17 protein-coding genes and 3 tRNA genes are annotated in these 22,443 nt (G+C 74.3%); 9 read left to right on the top strand and 11 right to left on the bottom strand.

Features of this window, described 5'->3' with window-relative positions; genetic code table 11:
• Positions 1-111 precede the first annotated feature (111 nt).
• Positions 112-184 (bottom strand) — tRNA-Arg (locus ACGF3H_RS11355).
• 214 nt (positions 185-398) lie between these two features.
• Positions 399-489: transfer RNA gene (locus ACGF3H_RS11360), tRNA-Ser, on the bottom strand.
• 168 nt (positions 490-657) lie between these two features.
• On the opposite strand from ACGF3H_RS11360, the gene ACGF3H_RS11365 reads away from it, so the two are divergent.
• Both ACGF3H_RS11365 and ACGF3H_RS11370 read left to right on the top strand, forming a co-directional pair.
• Positions 658-1,173, top strand: coding sequence for an SSI family serine proteinase inhibitor (locus ACGF3H_RS11365; RefSeq protein WP_362486038.1), 516 nt, complete (start codon positions 658-660; stop codon positions 1,171-1,173).
• 165 nt (positions 1,174-1,338) lie between these two features.
• Complete coding sequence (locus ACGF3H_RS11370; protein WP_362486040.1) at positions 1,339-5,859, top strand: PAS domain-containing protein; 4,521 nt, start codon at positions 1,339-1,341, stop codon at positions 5,857-5,859.
• A 141-nt stretch (positions 5,860-6,000) separates the two neighbouring features.
• Here ACGF3H_RS11370 and ACGF3H_RS11375 read toward each other — a convergent pair whose 3' ends face one another.
• The 3 genes from ACGF3H_RS11375 to ACGF3H_RS11385 form a co-directional block, all read right to left on the bottom strand.
• Positions 6,001-7,677, bottom strand: coding sequence for a long-chain fatty acid--CoA ligase (locus tag ACGF3H_RS11375; protein ID WP_362486042.1), 1,677 nt, complete (start codon positions 7,675-7,677; stop codon positions 6,001-6,003).
• A gap of 128 nt (positions 7,678-7,805) precedes the next feature.
• Positions 7,806-8,363 carry a SigE family RNA polymerase sigma factor gene (locus tag ACGF3H_RS11380; protein ID WP_362486044.1) on the bottom strand — a complete coding sequence of 186 codons (558 nt, stop codon included), beginning with the start codon at positions 8,361-8,363 and terminating at the stop codon, positions 7,806-7,808.
• A gap of 284 nt (positions 8,364-8,647) precedes the next feature.
• Positions 8,648-8,971, bottom strand: a complete 324-nt coding sequence (locus tag ACGF3H_RS11385) for a hypothetical protein (RefSeq protein ID WP_362486046.1) — start codon at positions 8,969-8,971, stop codon at positions 8,648-8,650.
• A gap of 372 nt (positions 8,972-9,343) precedes the next feature.
• Here ACGF3H_RS11385 and ACGF3H_RS11390 point away from each other — a divergent pair, with 372 nt between their 5' ends.
• On the top strand, positions 9,344-10,210 hold the full coding sequence (locus tag ACGF3H_RS11390; RefSeq protein ID WP_362486048.1) for a bifunctional DNA primase/polymerase: 867 nt from the start codon (positions 9,344-9,346) through the stop codon (positions 10,208-10,210).
• A 218-nt stretch (positions 10,211-10,428) separates the two neighbouring features.
• Here the strand turns inward: ACGF3H_RS11390 and ACGF3H_RS11395 are convergent, their stop codons facing one another.
• The 3 genes from ACGF3H_RS11395 to ACGF3H_RS11405 form a co-directional block, all read right to left on the bottom strand.
• Complete coding sequence (locus tag ACGF3H_RS11395) at positions 10,429-10,836, bottom strand: hypothetical protein (protein ID WP_362486050.1); 408 nt, start codon at positions 10,834-10,836, stop codon at positions 10,429-10,431.
• A 150-nt stretch (positions 10,837-10,986) separates the two neighbouring features.
• Positions 10,987-11,073, bottom strand: a tRNA-Ser gene (locus tag ACGF3H_RS11400).
• 62 nt (positions 11,074-11,135) lie between these two features.
• The gene (locus ACGF3H_RS11405; RefSeq protein ID WP_362486052.1) at positions 11,136-12,587 is read right to left on the bottom strand and encodes a trypsin-like peptidase domain-containing protein; all 1,452 of its coding nucleotides are present in this window, start codon (positions 12,585-12,587) and stop codon (positions 11,136-11,138) included.
• Between the two features lie 275 nt (positions 12,588-12,862).
• Here ACGF3H_RS11405 and ACGF3H_RS11410 point away from each other — a divergent pair, with 275 nt between their 5' ends.
• The 3 genes from ACGF3H_RS11410 to ACGF3H_RS11420 all read left to right on the top strand — a co-directional run bounded on the left by ACGF3H_RS11410 (position 12,863) and on the right by ACGF3H_RS11420 (position 15,527).
• Entirely contained in the window at positions 12,863-13,690 is an 828-nt protein-coding gene (locus tag ACGF3H_RS11410; protein ID WP_359393818.1) for a glycerophosphodiester phosphodiesterase, read from the top strand.
• A gap of 213 nt (positions 13,691-13,903) precedes the next feature.
• Positions 13,904-14,446, top strand: a complete 543-nt coding sequence (locus ACGF3H_RS11415) for an ATP-binding protein (protein ID WP_362486054.1) — start codon at positions 13,904-13,906, stop codon at positions 14,444-14,446.
• 115 nt (positions 14,447-14,561) lie between these two features.
• Positions 14,562-15,527, top strand: coding sequence for a DUF5926 family protein (locus tag ACGF3H_RS11420; RefSeq protein ID WP_362486056.1), 966 nt, complete (start codon positions 14,562-14,564; stop codon positions 15,525-15,527).
• A 256-nt stretch (positions 15,528-15,783) separates the two neighbouring features.
• Here ACGF3H_RS11420 and ACGF3H_RS11425 read toward each other — a convergent pair whose 3' ends face one another.
• Both ACGF3H_RS11425 and ACGF3H_RS11430 read right to left on the bottom strand, forming a co-directional pair.
• Positions 15,784-16,431, bottom strand: coding sequence for a hypothetical protein (locus tag ACGF3H_RS11425; RefSeq protein ID WP_362486058.1), 648 nt, complete (start codon positions 16,429-16,431; stop codon positions 15,784-15,786).
• A 56-nt stretch (positions 16,432-16,487) separates the two neighbouring features.
• Positions 16,488-17,153: a bifunctional DNA primase/polymerase gene (locus ACGF3H_RS11430; RefSeq protein ID WP_362486060.1), complete on the bottom strand. Its 666-nt coding sequence runs from the start codon at positions 17,151-17,153 to the stop codon at positions 16,488-16,490.
• A 620-nt stretch (positions 17,154-17,773) separates the two neighbouring features.
• Here ACGF3H_RS11430 and ACGF3H_RS11435 point away from each other — a divergent pair.
• Positions 17,774-19,183 (top strand): PP2C family protein-serine/threonine phosphatase, encoded by a 1,410-nt coding sequence (locus ACGF3H_RS11435; protein WP_362486062.1) that lies wholly within the window; start codon positions 17,774-17,776, stop codon positions 19,181-19,183.
• Between the two features lie 97 nt (positions 19,184-19,280).
• Positions 19,281-20,738 carry an aminopeptidase P family protein gene (locus ACGF3H_RS11440; protein ID WP_362486064.1) on the top strand — a complete coding sequence of 486 codons (1,458 nt, stop codon included), beginning with the start codon at positions 19,281-19,283 and terminating at the stop codon, positions 20,736-20,738.
• Positions 20,739-20,876: 138 nt separating this feature from the next.
• Here ACGF3H_RS11440 and ACGF3H_RS11445 read toward each other — a convergent pair whose 3' ends face one another.
• Entirely contained in the window at positions 20,877-21,332 is a 456-nt protein-coding gene (locus ACGF3H_RS11445) for an ATP-binding protein (protein WP_362486066.1), read from the bottom strand.
• Positions 21,333-21,553: 221 nt separating this feature from the next.
• On the opposite strand from ACGF3H_RS11445, the gene ACGF3H_RS11450 reads away from it, so the two are divergent.
• Complete coding sequence (locus ACGF3H_RS11450) at positions 21,554-22,384, top strand: hypothetical protein (RefSeq protein WP_362486068.1); 831 nt, start codon at positions 21,554-21,556, stop codon at positions 22,382-22,384.
• Positions 22,385-22,443 lie beyond the last annotated feature (59 nt).

Consider the following 22,443-nt stretch of genomic DNA (forward strand, 5'->3'; position numbering starts at 1 on the left):
CCGTGAAGGGTCCGGGTCCCGGGGAATCCTCCGAGGGCCCGGACCCACCGGCACCGCCGCCCGACGGGAAACGCCGAAGGCCCCGGATCACTCCGGGGCCTTCGTTCGCTGTGCACTCGGCAGGATTCGAACCTGCAACCTTCTGATCCGTAGTCAGATGCTCTATCCGTTAAGCTACGAGTGCTTGTCTTTTTTTCTGTTTTCCCGCCGCTCCCGGTCCTTTCGGCCCGCTCGCGGCGACAGGAAGAACATTACATGACTGCCGCCGTCATGTGAAATCCGATTGCCACACCCCTTGTGACCTGCGGAAACGCCACCACAGGCGCAGCGGGGCGCCGGCCGGACCCCGGACACGACGAAGCCCCGGCCGTCAGGGCCGGGGCTTCGTCGGTCATGTGCGGAGGCGGAGGGATTTGAACCCTCGATGGGCTTTAAGACCCAAACCGCATTAGCAGTGCGGCGCCATAGACCGGACTAGGCGACGCCTCCAGACACCATCACCTCTCGCGTGCGAGCGCGATCGGCGCGTGCCGATGATGACACAGTCGAGCGTGCTGTCACCAATCGACCCCCACGGTACTAGGCGGACGTGTCGCAGGGCAAAGCCCTTACGGCGTGGTCGCGCAACGTCCGGCCGGACGGGGCGTTAGTCAGGTCATGCAGTCGCTCACCCGCCTCCGCGCCGCCCGCCTTCTCGGCGCGGCCGCCGTCTCCGTCGCCACCCTCGTCCCCCTGGCCGCCGTGCCCGCGGCCGCGCACGCCGGCACCGGCCCCCGCGCCGGTACGGGCACCGGCGTGCTGATGCCGCCCCCGGTCCGCGACGAGGACCGGGCCGCTGATCACCTGACCGTCGCCGTCCGGGGCGCCGGCCCGGGCGCGGACGGGACGTACGAGCTGTACTGCCACCCGGACGGCGGCAGCCACCCCGACCCGGCCGGTGCCTGTGCCGTGCTCGACCAGGGCACGCGCTGGGGGCAGGACACCTTCGCGCCGGTCCCGGAGGGCAGCGTCTGCACCCTGCAGTACGGCGGACCGGCCACCGCGCACATCACCGGCACCTGGGCCGGGCGCCCCGTCGACGCGCGCTACGACCGGAGCGACGGCTGCCAGGTCTCCCGCTGGAACCGCATGGTGCCGTTGCTGCCCGACCTGCGGGCACCACGAGGGGCGTAGGCACCCGGTCACACGTTCTACGTCACTTCCTCGTGCGACCTCCCTGCCATCCCGCGCCGCCGACCGGGCCCCAGCGCTTAGACTCCCTCGCGTGACACGCTGCGGGCCGGTTGGCAAGATGGCCCAGGCGGTCGGCAAGTGCGGTAATCAGGAGGGAAGCGTCTCGTGAGCAGCAGGCCATCCCGAGGCGCTGCTCGCCTCGCAGCCATACTGGACGCCCTGCCCGACGCGTTGGTCCTGGTCAACGCGAACGGCACCGTCGTCAACGCGAACTCCATCGCGCTGGAGGCCTTCGAGGCGCCGGGCACCGCGCTGGTCGGGCGCGGGCTGCTGGATCTGCTGCCGCAGTTCGACTCGCGGCTCATCCCCGGATCCATGCGGCGGCCGGACCACATCGACCCGCGGGCGCGCACCAAGCCGACGCGGATGATCGCGCGGCGCACGGACGGCACCGAGTTCCCCGTCGAGGTCGCCAGCGCCAACCTGGAGAACGGGCAGCAGGCCTACGACGGCTACGGCTACACCGGCGACGAACTGCTGATGCTGGTCGTCCGCGACCTGTCCGGCACCGTCGACACCGAGGCCGAACTGGCGCGTTCGCAGCGGCAGACCGAGATGATCCTGCGGGCCGCCTCCGAGGGCGTCGTGGGCACGGACACCGACGGGCGCATCGTCCTCGTCAACCCGGCCGCCGCCCAGATCCTCGGCTACCGCGCCAGCGACCTCGGCGGCCGTGAGCTGCACACCCTCGTCCTGCACTCGCGCGCCGACGGCTCCCCCTTCCCGTACGACGAGTCCCCGCTCGCCGACACCCTGCGCTCCGGCCGCAAGCACCGGGTGCGCGGCCAGGTGCTGTACGCCAAGAACGGCGACAAGCTGCCGGTCGACCTGACGACCGCGCCCGTGCGCGACGGCGACCAGCTCGTCGGCGCCGTGATGACCTTCACCGACCGGCGGCCGTACGACACCCTCGTCACGGAGCACGAGGAGGCGGAGCAGCGGCACGCCGAGGAGCTGGAGCGGCTGGCCGAGAAGCACGGCTCCGAGCTGACCGCACTGCGTCGGCAGCACGTGACCGAGCTGGAGGAGCTGCGGGAGAAGCACGCGGAGGAGCTCGCCGCGAACGAGGACCGCTACGCCGCGCTCGGTGAGCGGGAGAAGGACCGGTACGAGGCGCTCGCCGCCCGGCACGAGCAGCTGCTCACCCTCCTCGGGACCTCCCTGCGGGGGCCGCTGGAGGAGCTGCGCCAGGAGCTGGCCGCGCTGGCCGCCGACGACGCCGGTCAGCTGTGGCCCGAGGCCAACCAGGTGCTCCACCACCTCTCGGCCGGCTACACGCGGATCACCACCCTCATCGACAACGTCCTCGGCTACCAGCGCCTGGACGTCGGCAGCGAGAACGTCTCCCGTACGAAGGTGATGCTGGACGCCGTCGTCGCCTCCGGTGTCGACGGAGCCGTCGAACTGATCGGGCCGGGGCGGGTGCAGTTCGCCGTGCACGCGCCGCCCATCGAGGCCGAGGTCGACGCCCGGCTGCTGGCCACCGCGCTGGCACACCTCGTCGCGGACGTCGCGGGCGTCGACGCGACCGGCAACACGCCGGTGTCGACGGGCGGTTACCTGGACAACACCGTCGTCGTGGCGGCGGCGCAGCGCGGCGAGGTCGTGCGGATCGAGGTGCGCGGGCCGTACGCCGGGGGCGACCCGGTGCACGAGCCGATCGTGCGCGGGATCGTCCGGGCGCACGGCGGTGTGCTGCAGACGCACGAGGTGCCGGGCATGAGCGGCAGCGCGTACGTCCTGGAGGTGCCGATCGGCGGTGGGGCGGGGGCCGTCGCGGCCGCGGCCCCGGCCCCCGACGCGGAGGGCGCTCAGGAGGTTCCGGCTCAGGATCCCACCGGCGGCGGGCGGCGCCGGGCCCGGCGGGCGTCCGTCGACGCCTTCCTGGAGAGCGACGTCGAGGACGCGTCCGCGGAGGGTGCCGACGACTCCGCCGGACCCGAGGCGGAGCGCGGCACGCCGACCGGGCGGCGCAGGCGGCGGGCGGCCCAGGAGCCGGCGCCGGCCGCCCTTCCGGTGCCGGCACAGGCGTCGTCGGCCGAGGGGCCCGGCGGTACCGGGCGCCGGCGGGGACGGCCCGCCGAAGGCGCGGACGGGGCCCAGCCCGCATCGGCGTCGGTCTCCGAGGGCGCCGTCGTGACGGCCGCCGAGCACGCCGCGGGCGCCGCGGCCTCCAACACCGGCCTGGGCGGGACCGTACCCCCGCAGGGCGTGCCCGCCTCCCCGCAGGGCGCCCCCGCCTCGCCGCAGGCCCTGCCCGCGCCCAGCGGGCGGCGTGCCCGGCGGGCCGGGGACGAGCAGCACGCGCTGCCCGCGGCGCTGCCCGCGCAGGCCGGCGAGTCGGATCCCGACGACGCGTCACGGCCGACCGGGCGCCGGCGGCGTGCCCTGGCCTCGGCGAACGAGCGTGCCGCCGCGCAGGAGGCGGCGCCGCGCCAGGTGTTCGCCCTGCCGCCCGCCGACGCCGACCGGCCGTCCGGCAGTGCCGCGGAGGCGAGCGGGACCACGGACGCCGTGACCGCGACGGCAGGCCCGGCGGGAGCCGCGGGACCGGTCCAGGTGCCCGGCCCGGCCGCCTCCGGCGACGCGCTGATCGACGACGGACGGCACGACGCCGCGCCGCACGACCAGGCCGACGACCACACCCCGCCGCAGCCGCACCCGACCGAGGCGCCGACGGGACGCCGCCGCCGGGCCGTCGCCGCCGCGCAGGCACAGGCGGCACAGGCAGCACAGTCGGCGCAGGCCCGCGGGATCCCCGCGCAGGGCGGCCCGGTGCAGGGGGCGCCCGTGCCCCAGCGGGGTGCCGCGGTGCCCCCGCGGGGCGTCGCCGCCGCCCAGGGCACACCCCGACGGGAGGCCGCGCAGCAGCCTCCGGCCCCCGCCCGGCTCGACGGATCGACGCAGCCGGCGGGTCCCGCTCGGCCGGCCGGACCGGCGCAGGGGGTCGGGCCCGCCCAGCCGGTCGGCCCCGCCCAGCCCGCCGGACCGGTGCAGCCCACCGCCCCGGCCGGACCGACCCCGGCCGCCGGGCCCGCGCAGGGGACCGGCCCCGCCCAGCCGGTCGGCCCCGCCCAGCCCACCGGACCGGTGCAGCCCACCGCCCCGGCCGGACCGACCCCGGCCGCCGGGCCCGCGGAGGGCGCCGGAGCCCCCGCGCCTGCCGCAGCCGAGGCCGCCGGGCCCGCTGCCGGCGCGCCGAACCCGGCCGCCCCGGCCCCGGCCCCGCAGCCATGGCCCGCCACCGCCGACACCTCGGGCGCCGGCACCCCCGTGCCGCCCGGCGCCGCCGCCCCGGCGTCCCCGGCCGCCCCGCACACCGCCGACCCGTCCGCCGCGGCCGCCCCGCAGCACGTTCCCGCCTCCACGCCGAGCCGGGGCACCCCGCTGCCGCCGGAGAGCACGCCGCGCGTGGCCCAGCCCCTGCCCGCGGAGGCCTCCGCCCCGGTCGACCCGAACTCCACGCAGGGCCGGGCGATCAGCGTGCGCACGCTCGGTCAGGGCGTGCCGTTCAACCGGCAGGCGCTCCAGGTGCAGCAGCCGTCGGCCACGCCGCCGCCGCATCAGCCGGGAGGCTCCGGCCGGCGCCGCAAGCTGGGCACCCCGCCCGACCCGGCGGCCACCGCGCGCCCCGAGCAGTCCGCCCGCCCGCACCCGGCGGCGGACCAGCCGGCCGCGCCCGCACAGCCGAAGGCCCAGCCCCCGCAGGGGCAGGAGCAGCCGTCCCTGACGGGCGGCCAGACCCGGCTCGCGCCGACGACCGAGGGCGCGGGACGGTCGTACGCCATAGGGGCGCCGGACCGGAACGCCGCCGAGGGACCCGAGCCGCTGGACGGACCCGGCGGGGCCGTGGAGGTGGCGGACCCGCCGCGTCCGCAGCCGATGGACGACGAGCTGCCCCCGGAGCCGCTGGACAACCCGCGCCGGCTGCTGGTCTGGCCCGCGCCGGACGTCTCCACGCAGCAGGCCCTCAGCGACCGCGGCTACCGGCCGGTGATCGTGCACTCGCGCGAGGAGGTCGACGCGCAGATCGCGGCGTTCCCCGCCGCGCTGTTCGTGGACCCGCTGACCGGGCCGATCACGCGTACGGCGCTGCAGTCGCTGCGGCAGGCGGCCGTCGCGGCCGAGGTGCCGGTGCTGGTGACGGCCGGGCTCGGGCAGGCCTCGCGCGACGCCGCCTACGGCGCCGACCCGGCCGTGCTGCTGAAGGCGCTCGCGCCCCGGGACAGCGAGCAGCACCCGCCGCGGGTCCTGCTGATCGAGGAGCACGCGGAGATCGCGCTGGCGCTGACCTCGACGCTGGAGCGGCGGGGGATGCAGGTGGCGCGGGCGGCGAGCGACGCCGACGCGGTGACGCTGGCGGGGCAGTTCCGGCCGAACCTGGTCGTGATGGACCTGATGCAGATCGAGCGGCGCCAAGAGGGACACGCCGGGATCGTCGACTGGCTGCGGGCGAACGGGCAGCTCACCCGCACCCCGCTCGTCGTCTACACCGCCGCCGTCGACCCGGCCGACCTGCCGCGGCTGGCGTCCGGCGAGACCGTGCTGTTCCTGGCGGAGCGGTCCACCAGCGGTGAGGTGCAGTCCCGGATCGTCGAGCTGCTCGCGCGGATCGGGACGAACTGACGGCGCGCCGGCCGGAGACGATACTGCGTGCCGCCTGTTCGACGATCCCGCGTGCCGCCTGTTCGACCGACCCGGCGGGCGCACGGGCCGGACAGCGGCTGCCGCCCGGCCCGTGCGCCTGGGTTCCCGGGTGTCCGGGCGTCAGAGCCGGGTGACGTCCAGGCCGCCTTCGGCGTACTGCCTGCGCAGCACCTTCTTGTCGAACTTGCCGACGCTCGTCTTCGGCACCGCCGCGATGACCGTCCAGCGCTCCGGGAGCTGCCACTTGGCGATGTTGCCGTCCTCGGCGAGGAAGGCGCGCAGGGCCTCGAAGCCGACGCTCGCGCCCTCCTTGAGGACGACGGTGGCCAGCGGGCGCTCGCCCCACTTGTCGTCGGGGACGGCGACGACCGCGGCCTCGGCGACGTCCGGGTGGGACATCAGGGCGTTCTCCAGCTCGACGGAGGAGATCCACTCGCCGCCGGACTTGATGACGTCCTTGGCGCGGTCGGTGAGGGTGAGGAAGCCGTCGGGGGAGATGGTGCCGACGTCACCCGTCTTCAGCCAGCCGTCCTCGCTGAACTTGTCGTCCGGGCGCAGCGGCTCGGCGCCCGGACCGTTGTAGTAGGCGCCGGCGATCCAGTTGCCGCGGACCTCCAGCTCACCGGCGGACTCGCCGTCCCAGGGCAGGCGCTCGCCGCCGGGGCCGGTGAGGCGGGCCTCGACGCCGGCCGGGAAGCGGCCCTGGGTGAGGCGGTACGCCAACTCCTCCGGCGTGCCCACCGCGTGGGCCGGCGGCCGGGCGACCGTGCCGAGCGGCGAGGTCTCCGTCATGCCCCAGGCGTGGCAGACCCGCATGCCGAGCGCGTCGAACGCCTCCATCAGGGAGGGGGGACAGGCGGAGCCGCCGATGGTGACCTGGGTGAGGGAGGAGACGTCCCGGGGCTTGGCGGTCAGCTCGGCGAGCAGGCCCTGCCAGATGGTGGGGACGGCGGCGGCGTGCGTCGGCCGTTCGCCCTCGATCATCGCGGCGAGCGGCGCCGGCTGCAGGAAGCGGTCCGGCATCAGCATGTTGACGCCGGTCATGAAGGTGGCGTGCGGCAGCCCCCAGGCGTTGACGTGGAACTGCGGGACCACGACCAGCGAGGTGTCCTGGTCGGTCAGGCCCATCGACTGGGTCATGTTGACCTGCATGGAGTGCAGGTAGATGGAACGGTGGCTGTAGACCACGCCCTTGGGGTCGCCGGTGGTGCCGGAGGTGTAGCACATGGCGGCCGCGGCCCGCTCGTCCAGCTCGGGCCAGTCGTACACGGCCGGCTTCCCGGCGATCAGGTCCTCGTACTCGTGCACCTCGGCGGAGACCCCGTCCAGCGGGGAGCGGTCGCCCGGGCCGGTGACGACGACGTGCTCGACCGTCTTCAGGTGCGGCAGCAGCGGGGCGAGCAGCGGCAGCAGCGAACCGTTGACGATCACCACCCGGTCGGCCGCGTGGTTCACGATCCAGGCCAGCTGTTCGGCCGGGAGGCGCAGGTTGAGGGTGTGCAGGACCGCGCCCATGGAGGGGATCGCGAAGTAGGCCTCGACGTGCTCGGCGTTGTTCCACATGAGGGTCGCCACGCGTTCGTCGTCGCCGACGGCGAGGTCCTCGCGCAGGGCGTGCGCCAGCTGGGCGGCGCGGGCGCCGATCTCGGCGAAGGAGCGGCGGTGCGGCTCGTCCTCACCGGTCCAGGTGGTCACCTGCGAGCTGCCGTGGACGGTCGACCCGTGGGTCAGCACCCTCGATATCAGCAGCGGTACGTCCTGCATCGTGCTCAGCACGGTGTCCTCCCGGGGCGACATTGCCTACGCGGCGGTAAGGGTTGCGCTGATTCTGCGCACATACCGCGCGGTATGTCACTACTCCCCGGTGATCGATCAGTGCGCGGCGCCCGACAGATCCGCCCGCCGCATCGCCACAAATGCCCTCATCACCGAACAAACCCCAGCTCAGGGTCCTCGCGGAGCTTGCCGAGCGCGCGGGACACCGCCGACTTCACCGTGCCCACGGACACGCCGAGGACTTCGGCCGTCCGGGCTTCGCTCAGGTCCTCGTAGTACCGCAGGACGACCATCGCCCGCTGCCGGGCCGGCAGCTTCAGGACGGCCCGCCACATCGCGTCGCGCAGCGCCTGCCGGTCCGCCGGGTCGTCCCCGCCGGGTGCGGGCTCCGGCTCGGGCATCTCGTCGCACGCGAACTCGTCCACCTTGCGCTTGCGCCACTGCGACGTCCGCGTGTTCACCAGCGCCCGGCGCACATAGCCGTCCAGGGCGCGATGATCCTCGATGCGCTCCCAGGCCACGTACGTCTTGGTGAGCGCGGTCTGCAGCAGGTCCTCCGCGTCGCTCGGGTTCGCGGTCAGCGACCGGGCGGTACGCAGCAGCACCGGCTGGCGGGCCTTCACGTACGACGAGAACGACGGGTACGGGAAGGTCTGCGTCATTGCTGTGACGGCGTTCGAAGCGCTGGTGCAGACAGGTGCGGTCATGACTCAACGCTATGAGCGAAGGGGTGCGCGGCGGATCGGCCGCAGGTCCCGAAGCGGAGTCCGCCTCAGGTTGTAGGGGTGGGGTTGGCTGCACCTCCTCTGGGTGGAGGAGAGGGCCGGGGGTACTGGGGGTTCGCCCCTGAGGGTCCCGCGGAAGCCGGCACGGACGAACGCCTGGGCGGCGGTACCGGAGTACCGCCGCCCAGGCGTCCTGCGACCCATGAAGCACACCCGCACGGAGACTGGGCGGGCGCTCGAGCGCCCGCTACCGGCCCCTCAGCTCGTCACCACAGCGGGGAGAAGCCGACGGCCACGTTCTCGTTGCCCTGGTTGACGGCCGTGAACGCGGAGTCGTCGAGCTGCGCGGTGTTGCTCTGGTTCGAGGCACCCGGCCCGACCGCCTGCTGATGCGTGGTGGACGAGTTGCCGGTGTTGTCGTCACCGACACCGCTGCCGACGACGCCCGCGAAGGCCTCCGCGGAGGTCGCGTTCGATCCGTCGTCCGCGACGGCGCCGTTGTCCGCGGCCGCGACGCCGCCGAAGAGGGCGACGGCCAGCGGGAACGCGGCGACGGCGGCGATGACGCGAGCGGTACGGATGCTTGCCATGTAGTTCCTCCAGAACACGGTGCGCACCGGCTTCCTGCCGACAACGCGAGAAGTACCTGCACTTGTGAACCAGCCCGGACGCCGGGGCAGTCGGCCGACCGCCTCGACGCTGTGCACGACGTCGCGTGATCAGAGTTGCCCAGCGGATACCGCCGAACCACCCCGGAAGCCCCGGTTCGCCCTCAAGCGTGAGGACAAGTCGATAAACCCCTTTGCCTCCCTTGTGCCGCACCTCGGGCAGTCCGGACAGTCGCACCTCAAGCACCACAAGAGGTGAAGCGTTCCGCCACTTTCCCCGTCCGCCGCTCCGCCCCCGGCGCGTCGCGTGCGACCACCCTTCCTTTTCTCGAACATGCGTACGAACATGGAGTCATGGCCACCTCCGACCGGCAGGCCACGACGCTGGCCCTCGCTCACGCCCTGTCCGCCGCCGAACGCGGTCTGGCGGTCATCCCCCTGTCCCGGACGAAGCTCCCGGCCCTGCGCTCCCCCCACCGCGACGACCCGGCCCCCTCCCGCTGCCACGGCGAGTGCGGCCGCCTCGGCCACGGTGTCCACGACGCCTCCACCGACCCGGCCCGCATCCGTGAACTCTTCGCCGCAGCGCCCTGGGCCGCCGGCTACGGCATCGCCTGCGGGCTGCCGCCGCACCACCTCATCGGCGTGGACCTGGACACCAAAGGGGACACGGACTCCTCGGCCGCGCTGCGCGGACTGGCCCTGCGCCACCTGTTCACGATCCCGCCCACGGTGGTCGTCCTCACCCCCAGCGGAGGCCGCCACCTCTGGCTGACCGGCCCGCCCGACGCCGTCGTCCCCAACTCGGCCGGCCGCCTGGCTCCCGGCATCGACATCCGCGGCGCCGGCGGGTACCTCGTCGGCCCCGGCTCCCGCACCCGGCACGGCACCTACACCGCCGCGCCCGGCACCGCCCACCTGGCGCCCGCCGCCTGCCCGCCCGCGCTGCTGCGCCTCCTGCTTCCGCCGCCCCGCGCACACCGGCACACCCCCGGGACGACCGACGCGCACGGCGGGGGCCTCGTCCGGTTCGTCCTCGCCGCGCACGAGGGCCAGCGCAACACCCGCCTGTTCTGGGCGGCCTGCCGTGCCTACGAGAACGGCATCGGCGCCGCGCTCGTGGCTCCCCTGGTCGAGGCGGCCCGGGAGACCGGTCTGACGGAGGGCGAGGCCCGCGCGACCATCGCGTCGGCGGCCCGCATGACGGGCCACCACCCCTGACGCGACCGCGGTGGATGCCCACGCGCCTCGGACGGCCCGCACCGGGGCCCCTGGAAGACACGGTCCCGGTCACCGCGCGCACCCGGCCCTCCGGGGGCACGCCCCCGCGGTCACCGCCGGGGGCACCGCACCGCACACCCGGCCCCCGGAGGGCACGGCCCCGCGCACCGCCGGGGCACCGCACCGCGCACCCGGCCCCCCGGAGGACACGGTCACGGTCACCGCCGGGGCACCGCACCGCCCCTCCGTCTCACCGCGGCCATCACGGCGACCAGCGCGGCGGTCACGCCGAGGGTCCCCACCATGACCATCCCCACGCCGACCACGAAGAGCCCGCTGGCGTCGTCCGACCAGTCGTAGGCGGCGGACACGGTCAGCCCGGCGGTGACCCCCGCCACCGCGCCCGCGCCGTACCCCCGCGACGCCGCCCAGCACACCGGCAGGAGCAGGGTCAGCACCAGCCCGATCACCTGCCAGGCCTCGTACGGCCCGGTCGTCGTGCCGTCGGGGTGCACGTCACGCTGCTGGTCCCACCCCAGCCAGGCGGCCCACAGACCCGCCGCCACCGCGGCGAGCACGAGCCCCGACACCCACTGCGCGGCGGTCTTCGGTCGTCGATGTTCCATGACCCGAGCGTCCCCGGACGCTCCCCGGCCGGCCAGAGCGCACATACTCAGTCCCACCCGAGTACCCGCACCCGCCGGCCCGCCCGCAGAGACGGCGCGCACGACGACGGCCCCCGACCGTCACATCAGGTCGGGGGCCGTCGAACACCGCGGTGGGTGTGGGATTTGAACCCACGGTGACATCGCTGCCACGACGGTTTTCAAGACCGTTCCCTTAGGCCGCTCGGGCAACCCACCCCGCGCCGGCCGTGATCGACCGCGCGGGACCAGGGTAGCGGGTCCGTGCGGGGGCGGGTGGGTCAGTCGTCGCCGGTCTTGCTGCCGAGGGTGAGCTGGGCCGTGTGCTGCTTGCCGCCGCGCTCGTAGGTGACCGTGACCTTGTCGCCGGGCTTGTGGGTCCAGATCTCGCCGATCAGGGTCGGGCCGCTGTCGATCACCGTGTCGTCGAGCTCGGTGATGACGTCGCCCGGCTTGAGGCCCGCGGCGGCGGCGGGGCCGCCCGGCTCGACGGGCTCGGAGCCGCTGACGCCCTGCTCGGTGATCTTCGCGCCGTTCGTCGTCTCCTCCAGCGAGACGGAGGCGCCGATCTTCGCGTACACCGGCTTGCCGGTCTTGATCAGCTGCTTGGCGACGAACTCCGCCTGGTTGATGGGGATGGCGAAGCCCAGGCCGATCGAGCCCGCCTGGCCCGCGCCGCCGAAGCCGCCGCTGCTCGAGGACTGGATCGCGGAGTTGATCCCGATGACATTGCCCTGCGCGTCCAGCAGCGGGCCGCCGGAGTTGCCCGGGTTGATCGAGGCGTCGGTCTGCAGGGCGCTCATGTAGGACGCCTTGCTGCTCGCGCTGCCGTCGCTGGAGGCCACGGGGCGGTTCTTGGCGCTGATGATGCCCGTGGTCACCGTGTTGGACAGCCCGAAGGGGGCGCCGATGGCGAGCGTCGAGTCACCCACGGCCACCTTGTCCGAGTCGCCGAGGGGCAGCGGGTTCAGGTCCGACGGGGCGTTCTCGAGCTTGATGACCGCCACGTCGTAGCCCTGGGCGTGGCCGACCACCTGGGCGTCGTACTTCTTGCCGTCGGGGAATGTCGCGCTGAGCTTGCCGCCGTCGACCGCCTCCGCCACCACGTGGTTGTTGGTGACGATGTGGCCCTGCTTGTCGAAGACGAACCCGGTGCCGGTGCCGCCCTCGCCGTTGCTGCCCTCGGCCTGGATGGTGACCGTGCTGGGCAGCGCCTTGGCGGCCACGCCCGCGACGGTGCCCGCGTCGCGCTTGACCGAGCCGCCGGTGTCCGAGGCGGATACCGTCGTGGAACCCGACTCGTCGTTGTTCTTGGCCAGCGTGTAGCCGAGGCCGCCACCGAGACCGCCCGCGACCAGGGCGGCGATCAGGAGCGCGGCGACCGTGCCGCCACGGCCGCGGCCGGACTTCGGCGCCGGCGGCTGGTACGAGGCGCCCCAGCCGCCGGAGCCGTCCCCGCCTCCGCCGCCGTAGGACGGGCCGGCCGGCGGCGGGGGCGGCGGCCAGGACGCGTCGGGGGCCGAGGAGCCCGGGGCGGCGGCCTGGTGGGAGGCGGGTGCGGGAGCCGGGGGCGTCCGGGGATCACCGTGCGGTTCCGCGCCCGTGGGCGGCTGGGACGGGGGCCGGCCCGGGTGGTGCGGCGGGGCAGGCTCGGAGGCTGCGGGAGAGGACGCCGGCACGGGGGGTGCCGACGGGGCCGGGGGTACCGCGGTGCCCTCGTTCTCGGTGCTCACAGCTTCTCTCCTCGATCCACGACTGCCGCTCGGGCGCACTGGTCGCGCTCGGCCGCGCTCACGCGCGCGGCTCCACGGCCCGGCGCGACGCGGCTGCGCATGTGGTGATGCATGTGTTTGCGTAGGCCATCAGCTTTTCCCACGAGCCGTCAGAGCACCATAAGCGGATGCTGTGGGTCGCGGTTGTTCCTCACACAGGTCATCCAAGACTAATCGGACGCGGGACCGACGACTCCGACGGCACGTCTACCCGCGCACGGTGGCACCATGACGCGGTGACCCACGTACGACAGCACCCGATTCAGGTCGTCGCCCACCGCGGGGCCTCCGAGGAGGCCCCCGAACACACCCTGGCCGCGTACCGGAAGGCGATCGAGGACGGGGCGGACGCCCTGGAGTGCGATGTGCGCCTGACCGCCGACGGCCACCTCGTCTGCGTCCACGACTGGCGCGTCAACCGCACGTCCAACGGCCGCGGCGCGGTCTCGGCCCTGGAGCTCGCCGACCTGGCGGCCCTGGACTTCGGTGCCCGCAGGACCCGGGAGTTCTGGCGCACCCGCGACGAGCAGCCCGAATGGGAGCACCGGCCGGAGGACCGCGAGGAGACCTCCGTGCTCACCCTGGAGCGGCTGCTGGAGCTGGTGTCGGACGCGGGCCGCCGGGTGGAGCTGGCCATCGAGACGAAGCACCCCACGCGTTGGGCGGGGCAGGTGGAGGAGCGGCTGCTGCTGCTCCTGAAGCGGTTCGGTCTGGACGCGCCCGCCTCGGCCGCCGAGTCGCCGGTGCGGGTGATGAGCTTCTCGGCCCGCTCGCTGCACCGGGTACGGGCCGCGTCACCGACGCTGCCGACGGTCTACCTGATGCAGTTCGTCTCGCCCCGGCTGCGCGACGGACGGCTGCCGGCCGGTGTCCGGATCGCGGGCCCCTCGATCCGGATCGTGCGCAACCACCCCGCCTACATCGAGCGGCTGAAGGCGGCCGGGCACCAGGTGCACGTGTGGACCGTGAACGAGACCGCCGACGTGGATCTCTGCGCCGGCCTGGGCGTCGACGCCGTCATCACCAACCGGCCACGCGCGGTCCTGGAGCATCTCGGCCGCTGATTCGTCCGGAGGCCTTGACCCGGCGGGCCGTCTGCCCCATTCTCCGGTTCGGCCACACCGACGAAATCCAGCCACATGATTACGGGGAGTGCTCCGGCGCGTTCGGTGCGTGTGCACGCGTGTCGAATGCGTCACTGGGCGGGGACCGGCCGGTTTCCGGTTCAGGCCAGAAGGGCATCCACACCGTGGCGTGGGGCGAAGGAGGTCTCGGGGGTGGCGTTGGTGGTGGCACAGGAGGTGCCCACGTCGTCGAGCATGGCCGTTCCCCATGGCCCTGCGGGCGTGGGGAGAGCACGGCACCGGATGCGCGAGCAGTTGCGCAGCGGCGGTGTGTCGGAATCGGTCATCGACGACGCAGTCCTGGTCCTGTCCGAACTGCTCAGCAATGCGTGCAAGCACGGCCGTCCGCTGGGCGACGCCATGGCCGGGGACGGTGACGTCCGCGCCGCCTGGCAGGTGGACGCGGGGGGCCGGCTCCTCGTGGAGGTCACGGACGGCGGCGGCCCGACCCGTCCGGCCCCGGCGACCCCGTCGGTCACCGCCCGCGGCGGCCGCGGGCTGAACATCATCACCGCGCTCGCCGACGACTGGGGGGTACGGGACGAGGCGTGCGGAGAGGTCACGGTCTGGGTCGTCGTCCACGACGACGCGGCCGCGGGGCACCGGCGCGACGACTTCGCCACGCGGGTCGCCGCCCCGGCGGTGTCGGAGATCCCCGGGCTGGACTTCGCGGACGCGTTCGACGATCTGGGCTGACCCGCGCCGGGTGGGCCGGCCGCCACGGCCCGTCGTCCACAGGGTCCCGTCGGCCGGGGCGCGAACGGCTAGGCTCGCGCCCGTACGAGTAGAGCCGTAACCGGGAGACACCCAGATGGCCAAGAAGCGACCCCAGACGAAGGCCAAGCGGCCCCAGCTCACCGACGGAGAGGTCCCGGTCGTCGGTGCCCGCGAGCCCTGCCCCTGCGGCAGCGGCCGCCGCTACAAGGCCTGCCACGGCCGGGCCGCCGCACAGGCCACGACCGCGCTGGTGCAGCGCCCGTTCGAAGGGCTGCCCGGCGAGTGCGACTGGGTGGCGCTGCGCGAGCTGGTACCGGCGGCCACGGTCGGACTGACGCTGAAGGACGGCCTGCCCGAGGGCGTCCCCTCGGTCACGCTGGCCACGGTGCTGCCGATGGCCTGGCCGGCCCTGCGCCGCGAGGACGGCTCCGTGCTGCTCGGCCTGCAGAACGACACGGCGTCGGGTGACATCAGCCGTGACCTCGCGGACACGCTCCAGCGGGCCCTGACCGCCGCCCCGGGCACGCCCGTGCAAGGGCGTCGCGCGCCGGCCGACGGTCCGCGGCTGCAGGACCTGCTCGCGCCCGAGGGGGCTTTCGAGCCGGTGGTGCACGAGGGCTTCGAGTTCTGGGTCCCGGACGCGGAGAACGCCACGCCGGAGGTGACCGCCTCCCTGGAGCGGGCCAACGCCGCGGCCATCCCGACCGTCCGGCTCCAGGGCGTGGACGCCGCCTACTGGTGCGAGACGCCGGAGAAGAACCACCTGCGGTGGGTCATGCCGCACGAGGAGGAGCGGCTTCTGGACGCTCTGGCCCGGCTGCACGCGGCGGGCCGGTCGAGCCTGGGCGAGGGCACCCGGCTCGTGGGGTCCTTCCGGGCCCACGGACTCACCGTCCCGGTCTGGGACCTGCCGAGCGGGGTCACCGCCGAGGACGTGGAGAAGCCGGCGGCCGAGTTCGCCGAGCGCCTCGCCGAGGCCCTGGCCACGGAGGCGCCGCTCACGCCCGACGAGCGCCGGGCGCGCGGCGGCTTGACCAACCGGCAGGTCACCCTCAGCTGAGCCGCGGCCGGCGCACGGCCTCGGTGTCCGGTCCGGCTGACCGACCGGTCAGCCGGACCACCGGGTGCGGAACGCGTGACTCCAGTCACAACTCCCGCCACAGACACGCCAGTCGGTGACCGGAAAACAGGAGATCGAATTTGCTAACCGCCGATCTCTTGTTACCGTTCGAGTAGCCCGGTTGCTGGTGCATCCCCCGTCGCCAGCAACCGGGTCTTTGCATGCCCTCCCTGGCGCGAGCACCCGTGGCATCGCGTCAACGAGCCTGCTCTGTAGGCGAGTTGCTGCCCGTGCGCAGCAGCAGCGGTCCGTAGCCGGCCCGGCCGGCGAACTCGGCGACGGCGGTGTACGCGGCCGGCTCGCCCCGCATCCGCTCCCGGGGCGTCTCGCACATGCCCGGCGCGTCCTCGGCGCCCACCGCGCAGCGCATGCGCACGCTGCGGCCGCCGGGCCCCATGAGGCTCAGCACGGTCTCCAGCGCCCCGCCGGTCGCGTTGCGGTAGTAGGTCCGCGCCCAGGTCGCGGTCCCCTGCGTCAGCACACAGGTCTGTGCCTCGACCCCCTCGGGCGAGGTGAGCTCGGGACCGCAGCGCACGGCGGTGGCCAGGCCGAGCGGCAGTGCGGTGCGGGCGGGCCCGGCACCGGACGACGCGGTGCGGCCGTCGCTCCGCTCGGGCGCCTTGCCGTCACCGCCGTGCGGAAGCAGGCGCGCCACCGGCGGCCGGTGGTCCTTCTCCCCGTGGTGCACCGGCCCCGCGGACGCCACGGCGAACGGCAGCACGACGGCACTCACCACGACACCGGCGAGTCCGTACAGACGCATCCGGCCGCCGGCCGGACGACGGCGGCGCTGTCCCGCGCGGCGCGGCCTCGCGGCGCGGTGCTCCCCAGCATGAAGCGGCATGGAGCGGACGATAACGACCCCGGACGCGCGCCGACTTCCGCGCGCGCCCGACACCCCTACAACTCGGGGGCGCTCACACCCGTACGGGTGAGGGCGTCGACCACCGCGTCCACCACGGCCTCCACGTCGGGCACCCAGGGCGAGGCGGAACCCGGCAGCGGTGCCCGCTCCCAGCGGACGGCGCCCCGGCCTGTCCCGGACGGGGGCAGGGCGAGGTAGCCGCCCTCACCGTGGAAGCGCAGCGATCCGGGGACGAAGTCCTTGGCGTAGAGCAGTTCGCCCAGCTGCTCCATGGAGTACGGCCGGACCAGCAGCGACCAGCGGGTGGGCGAGGCGACGACCGGGCCGAGCCGCAGACCGGCGCGGTCGAGCGCGGCCAGGGCGCGGGCGGCCGGCAGGGCCGGCAGGGAGACGGCGCACGGGGCGCCGCCCCCGGTGGCCATGACGATCGGCGCCGTCGGCCGGTTGGTCCACCACCAGCGCACCATCCGCTCGTCGGTGGTGGCGGCGAGGAGGCCGGGGTCGAAGGGGTGCGCGCCGGGCACCGTGCACTCGGGGTCGGGACACCCGCAGCGCGAGCGCGCCTGCGGGTCGGGCGCCACGCCCGGGAGTACGGGCCACTGCCACTGCGTCGCGTAGGTCAGGGCCGCGCCGATCAGCTCAGGCCGCCCGTCGCCTCGCCGGGACAGGAGCCTGCGTCGCCTTCCGAGGATCTCGCGCATGAGCGCTCGTTCCTTTCCGTTGCACGCCTGGCAACACCGTGGTCGTCTCACACCATGTGTCGATCACTTCGCTGTGCGTAGCTGGTGGCGCATCACACCCCTGCCGCGGGCAAGGGACACCCCTGTGGTCCGAGCTCAGACTGCGTCCGCGGCGGTTCCATCCATACTGCGTCCATCAAAAGCATGGGCATGGCGCGGGGGTGGCGAAGTCTGGCGTTTGCCGTCCCGCGTATTTCTCTCCGCCTCCGCCACGGGAGGATGGGGCACGGTCGTCGGTGGATAGGACGCCCGGGTCCGCCGCCAGGTTCCGGGTGGCCCCCAGCCACCCCTGGCCTTCACCGAGTACGTACCCATCACGACCGCTGTGACGCTCCGTGGAGCACCCCCAGAAGACCGCAACAAGACATCCTCTGGGGCAGTTTCAAGCCAACTTCGCCTTTCCGCAAGGGGTTCGAAGAGGAGGCCGCTCGCACCTCACGGACACCAGGAATCCCAGCAGGACAATGCTGGACATCTCCTTACGAGTGCGTGTACATGTGGAGACACTGCCAGCGGCGCAGAATGACATGGGGGTTTGCGATGCTTTTGAGCAGTAAGCACCGGTCGGAAAGCCGGACGCCATGAACGCCCCGCACCCTGCGAAAGTGGCTGGAATCGATTCAACTGTGCCGTCCCCCGCACACACTGTCGCGTCCGCCGTCGCGGGCACCTCGCCGGCCGCCCCGCCGAACGGCCCGGGCACGCCGGACCCGCCGGGCGCCCTGCTCCAGGACCGGCTCGCCGGCTGGGTGTCCGACCTGACGACCCTGCACGAGCTGACCGAACGCCTCGTCCGCACGGACTCCCTCTCCGAAGCTCTGCAGGAACTGCTGCGCGCCGGCGCCGCCCTGGTGGGCGCCCGGCGCGGCCTCGTCGTCGTGGAACCGGCCGACGGGCTCGGCCCCGACAGCACCATCGGCCTCGGACTGGCCCGCGCCGACCTCGGCCACATCGAGACGGTGCCGCGCAGCTCCCTGTCGTACGGACGGATCCTGGAGGGCCTGCCCGTCGCCGAGGGCGGCATCGCCGAACCCGACCTGTTCGCCGAGGAGGGCCTCGACCCCCGCCACCGCGAGGTCGCCGCCCGCCTCGGTTACGCCGCCAGCTACGCCCTGCCCCTGTCCACCGAGCGCGCCGGCCGCCTCGGCGTCGCCGTGTGGCTCTACGACGAACCCGCCGAGCCGCGCGAGCGGCAGCGGCACCTGGTGGGGCTGTACGCCCGGTACGCCGCCGAGCACCTGGCCCGGCTCCTGGAGACCGAGCGCACGCGCACCCGCATGGCGACCATGGCGGAGGAACTGCTGCCCTCGCGCCTGCCCCGGGTGCCGGGCGTGCAGCTCGCCGCCCGCCGCCGCACCGGCCCGCGCGGCGGCGGTGACTGGTACGACGCCCTGCCGCTGCCGGACGCCGCGCTCGGCCTGGCCGTCGGCTCCGTCACCGGCTGCGGCCCCAGCGCGGTGGCCGCCACCGGCCGGCTGCGCGCGTCCCTGCGGGCGTACGCCGTGATGGAGGGCGAGGACCCGGTCGCGGTCCTGTCCGACCTGGAGCTGCTGCTGCGGCTCACCGAACCCGCCCGCTCGGCCACCGCCCTGTTCGGCTACTGCGAGCCCGCGCTGCGCCGGATCACCCTGGCCGGCGCCGGACACAGCCCGCCGCTGCTGACCGGCGAGCGGCGCACCGAGTTCGTGGAGACCTCCGTCTCGGCTCCGCTGGGCATGCTCGCCTGCTGGGAGGCACCGAGCGTCGAGCTCCAGGCCGCGCCCGGCGAGACGGTCCTGCTGTACACCGACGGTCTGCTGCACCGCACCGGCGACCCGATCGACCGCGCCTTCGCCCGACTGCACGCCGCCGCGGCCGGCGTACCGCGGGCCAAGCGCCAGGATCCGGACGCCGTCGCCGACCACGTGCTGCGCACGGTGCTGCCGGACGGCGCGGACGAGGCGGACTCCGAGGAGGACGTGGTGCTGCTGGCGGTCCGCTTCGACCAGTGACGCGCGCCGCACGGTGTAACAGGTCCTTCGGCCCTGGGCCCCCTTCCGCACGACCGTACGATGGAGGTGGTCCAGTGCCGTATCAAGGAGGATGACCGTGGCGGAGGAGCTCACCCCGGAGACCCCGGAAGAGACCGAAGAGCCGATCAAGCAGCGCAAGAACGGCCTGTACCCGGGCGTGTCCGACGAGCTCGCCGAGAACATGAAGTCCGGCTGGGCCGACACCGAGCTGCACGACCTGCGGCCGATCGCCCAGGCCGCCGAGACCGCCGCCCGCCGCGCCGCGCTCTCCGCCCGCTTCCCGGGCGAGCGCCTGGTGATCCCCGCGGGCAACCTGAAGACCCGCTCGAACGACACGGAGTACTCGTTCCGCGCGTCGGTCGAGTACACCTACCTGACCGGCAACCAGACCGAGGACGGCGTCCTGGTCATGGAGCCCGAGGGCGACGGCCACACCGCGACGATCTACCTCCTGCCGCGCTCCGACCGCGAGAACGGCGAGTTCTGGCTGGACGGCCAGGGCGAGCTGTGGGTCGGCCGCCGCCACTCCCTCACCGAGGCCGGGAAGCTGTACGGCATCCCCGCCTCCGACGTGCGCGAGCTCGCCGGCGCGCTGCGCGAGGCCACCGGCCCGGTGCGCGTCGTGCGCGGCCACGACGCCGGCATCGAGGCGGCCCTGACCGACAAGGTCACCGCCGAGCGCGATGAGGAGCTGCGCGTCTTCCTCTCCGAGGCCCGGCTCGTCAAGGACGCGTTCGAGGTCGGCGAGCTGCAGAAGGCCGTCGACTCCACCGTCCGCGGCTTCGAGGACGTCGTGAAGGTCCTCGACAAGGCCGAGGCGACCAGCGAGCGCTACATCGAGGGCACCTTCTTCCTCCGTGCCCGCGTCGAGGGCAACGACGTCGGCTACGGCACCATCGCCGCCGCCGGCCCGCACGCCTGCACCCTGCACTGGGTCCGCAACGACGGCCCGGTCCGCTCCGGCGACCTGCTGCTGCTCGACGCGGGCGTGGAGACGCACACGTACTACACGGCGGACGTCACGCGCACCCTGCCGGTCAACGGCACGTACAGCGAGCTGCAGAAGAGGATCTACGACGCCGTGTACGACGCCCAGGAGGCCGGCATCGCGGCCGTGAAGCCGGGCGCCAAGTACCGCGACTTCCACGACGCCGCCCAGCGGGTGCTGGCCGAGCGGCTCGTCGAGTGGGGCCTCGTCGAGGGCCCGGTCGAGCGGGTGCTGGAGCTGGGCCTGCAGCGCCGCTGGACGCTGCACGGCACCGGCCACATGCTCGGCCTCGACGTCCACGACTGCGCCGCCGCGCGCGTGGAGTCCTATGTCGACGGCACGCTGGAGCCCGGCATGGTCCTCACCGTCGAGCCCGGCCTGTACTTCCAGGCCGACGACCTGACCGTGCCCGAGGAGTACCGGGGCATCGGCGTCCGCATCGAGGACGACATCCTCGTCACCGAGGACGGAAACCGGAACCTGTCCTCCGGCCTGCCGCGCCGGTCGGACGAGGTCGAGGCGTGGATGGCTTCGCTGAAGGGCTGACCTCCGGGCCGACGGCCGGGTACCGCAACCGGTACCCGGCCGTCGTCGTACCCGGGGCGCCGAACGGCGCCGGGGCGGGTGCCTGACGAGGTGCGCCGGAGGAACGCTTCAGGCGGCCCCGGCCGCCTGAAGCGTTCGTCAGACCGCCGTCAGGGGGGCGTCCTCCCGCCACTTGAGGACCTTGTCGAAGCTCACCACGGCCCCCGCCCGGCCCGGCGTGCCGCCGAAGTGGACGTGGTCGGCGAGCTCCCGGATGAGACACAGGCCGCGCCCGTGCTCGGCGTCGGCGGGCGCCGCACCGGTCGGCCGGCCGGGTACCGAGGTGTCGAAACCGGGGCCCGTGTCGGCGACCTCGATGCGGCACCGCTCGCCGTCGAGGTAGGCCGTGACGCGGTACGCGGCCGAGGGACTGCCGGGCGCGTCGTCCCCGCCGTGCTCGACGGCGTTGGCACAGGCCTCGCTGAGGGCGACGGAGAGGTCGAAGGAGATGTCGGGGTCGACGCCCGCGGTCTCCATCGTGCCGAGCAGCAGACGGCGGGCCAGGGGCACGCTCGCAGCCTCGCGCCGCAGATGGAGTGACCACCAGATGCTCATGCTCCAGCCTCCCGGCCGCGGCTCGACATACCGTTACGTATTGCCCCTTGTGCCCGGGCGTAAGCGCAGTGTCCGCGCCGGACCGCCCGGACGGCGGATGCGACCGCCCCGGCGACCGGTGTATGTGGGACGGCTCCTGCCAAGAGCGACCATCCGGTCGTACGGCATCTTGCGGACCTGCCGTACGGCGCGGTGGCCGCCAGTGCGATGATGAGCCCGCCATGACTGCCCCCCACCCGCCTTCGGCGCGCTCCGGGAACGACCTCCGGATCCTGCGGGCCGCGGTGTTCGCCGCGGTCTGCGTCGTGCTGGCCGCGGCGGGTCACACCTTCGCCTCGTGCGCCACCGTCCCTCTGTGGTCGCTGGGCGCGGGGTTCCTCGGGGCGGTCCTGGTCGCCGCGCCCCTCGCCGGGCGCGAACGTTCACTGCCCGGGATCGCGGTGCTGCTCGCGGTCGGCCAGACCGCCCTGCACACGGTCTTCGGGCTCGGTCAGCACGGGGCGACGGCCGTCACCGCGGCGGCGTCCCCCGGCGGGACGGCACCGTTGTCCGACGCCTCACTGGTCCAGCAGGCCGCGCGCCTGGTCTGCGGGACCACCGCCGCGGCGATCAGCCCGGCCGAGGCCCAGCGGATCCTCACCGACGCGCGGCTCGCACCCGGTTCCGGCGCGGCACACCACCCGGCGGACGCCCTGTCCACCGCCGCCGGCTCCTCCGCCTCCCTGCTGCCGTCCCTGCCGATGCTGCTCGGTCACGTCCTCGCGGCCCTCGCCGCCGGCTGGCTGCTGCGCCGCGGGGACCTGGCGGTGGCACGGATCGTCGCGCTGTCGGCGCACTCGGCCCAGTCGATGGCCGAGGGAGCGCTCGTCCGCGCCCTGCGCGCCGCGCTCGCCCTGGTGCGCGTCCTGCATCGCGGGCTCGCGGGCGCTCCCCGCACGGGCCCGCGCCCGCCGCGCACCGCCCATCTCGTGCCGGTGCGGCCGCACACCGCCGCCCTCCAGCACACGGTGATCAGGCGCGGTCCGCCGAGCGCCCTCGCCCTCGCCGCCTGATGCGACGCGACCACCGACCGCCGAACCGCTTCCGCCTCACGGCCGGAGCGACGGAGGAG

Source organism: Streptomyces sp. NPDC048185, from assembly GCF_043202495.1.
GTDB lineage: Bacteria > Actinomycetota > Actinomycetes > Streptomycetales > Streptomycetaceae > Streptomyces.

Excerpts from the sequence above, each read along its gene's own strand:
- ACGF3H_RS11425 (WP_362486058.1), bottom strand. The coding sequence starts at position 16,431 with ATGCCGCTTCATGCTGGGGAGCACCGCGCCGCGAGGCCGCGCCGCGCG.
- ACGF3H_RS11445 (WP_362486066.1), bottom strand. The coding sequence starts at position 21,332 with ATGAGCATCTGGTGGTCACTCCATCTGCGGCGCGAGGCTGCGAGCGTG.
- ACGF3H_RS11395 (WP_362486050.1), bottom strand. The coding sequence starts at position 10,836 with ATGGAACATCGACGACCGAAGACCGCCGCGCAGTGGGTGTCGGGGCTC.
- ACGF3H_RS11420 (WP_362486056.1), top strand. The coding sequence starts at position 14,562 with ATGGCCAAGAAGCGACCCCAGACGAAGGCCAAGCGGCCCCAGCTCACC.
- ACGF3H_RS11385 (WP_362486046.1), bottom strand. The coding sequence starts at position 8,971 with ATGGCAAGCATCCGTACCGCTCGCGTCATCGCCGCCGTCGCCGCGTTC.
- ACGF3H_RS11380 (WP_362486044.1), bottom strand. The coding sequence starts at position 8,363 with ATGACCGCACCTGTCTGCACCAGCGCTTCGAACGCCGTCACAGCAATG.
- ACGF3H_RS11435 (WP_362486062.1), top strand. The coding sequence starts at position 17,774 with ATGAACGCCCCGCACCCTGCGAAAGTGGCTGGAATCGATTCAACTGTG.
- ACGF3H_RS11430 (WP_362486060.1), bottom strand. The coding sequence starts at position 17,153 with ATGCGCGAGATCCTCGGAAGGCGACGCAGGCTCCTGTCCCGGCGAGGC.
- ACGF3H_RS11375 (WP_362486042.1), bottom strand. The coding sequence starts at position 7,677 with ATGTCGCCCCGGGAGGACACCGTGCTGAGCACGATGCAGGACGTACCG.
- ACGF3H_RS11390 (WP_362486048.1), top strand. The coding sequence starts at position 9,344 with ATGGCCACCTCCGACCGGCAGGCCACGACGCTGGCCCTCGCTCACGCC.
- ACGF3H_RS11450 (WP_362486068.1), top strand. The coding sequence starts at position 21,554 with ATGACTGCCCCCCACCCGCCTTCGGCGCGCTCCGGGAACGACCTCCGG.
- ACGF3H_RS11365 (WP_362486038.1), top strand. The coding sequence starts at position 658 with ATGCAGTCGCTCACCCGCCTCCGCGCCGCCCGCCTTCTCGGCGCGGCC.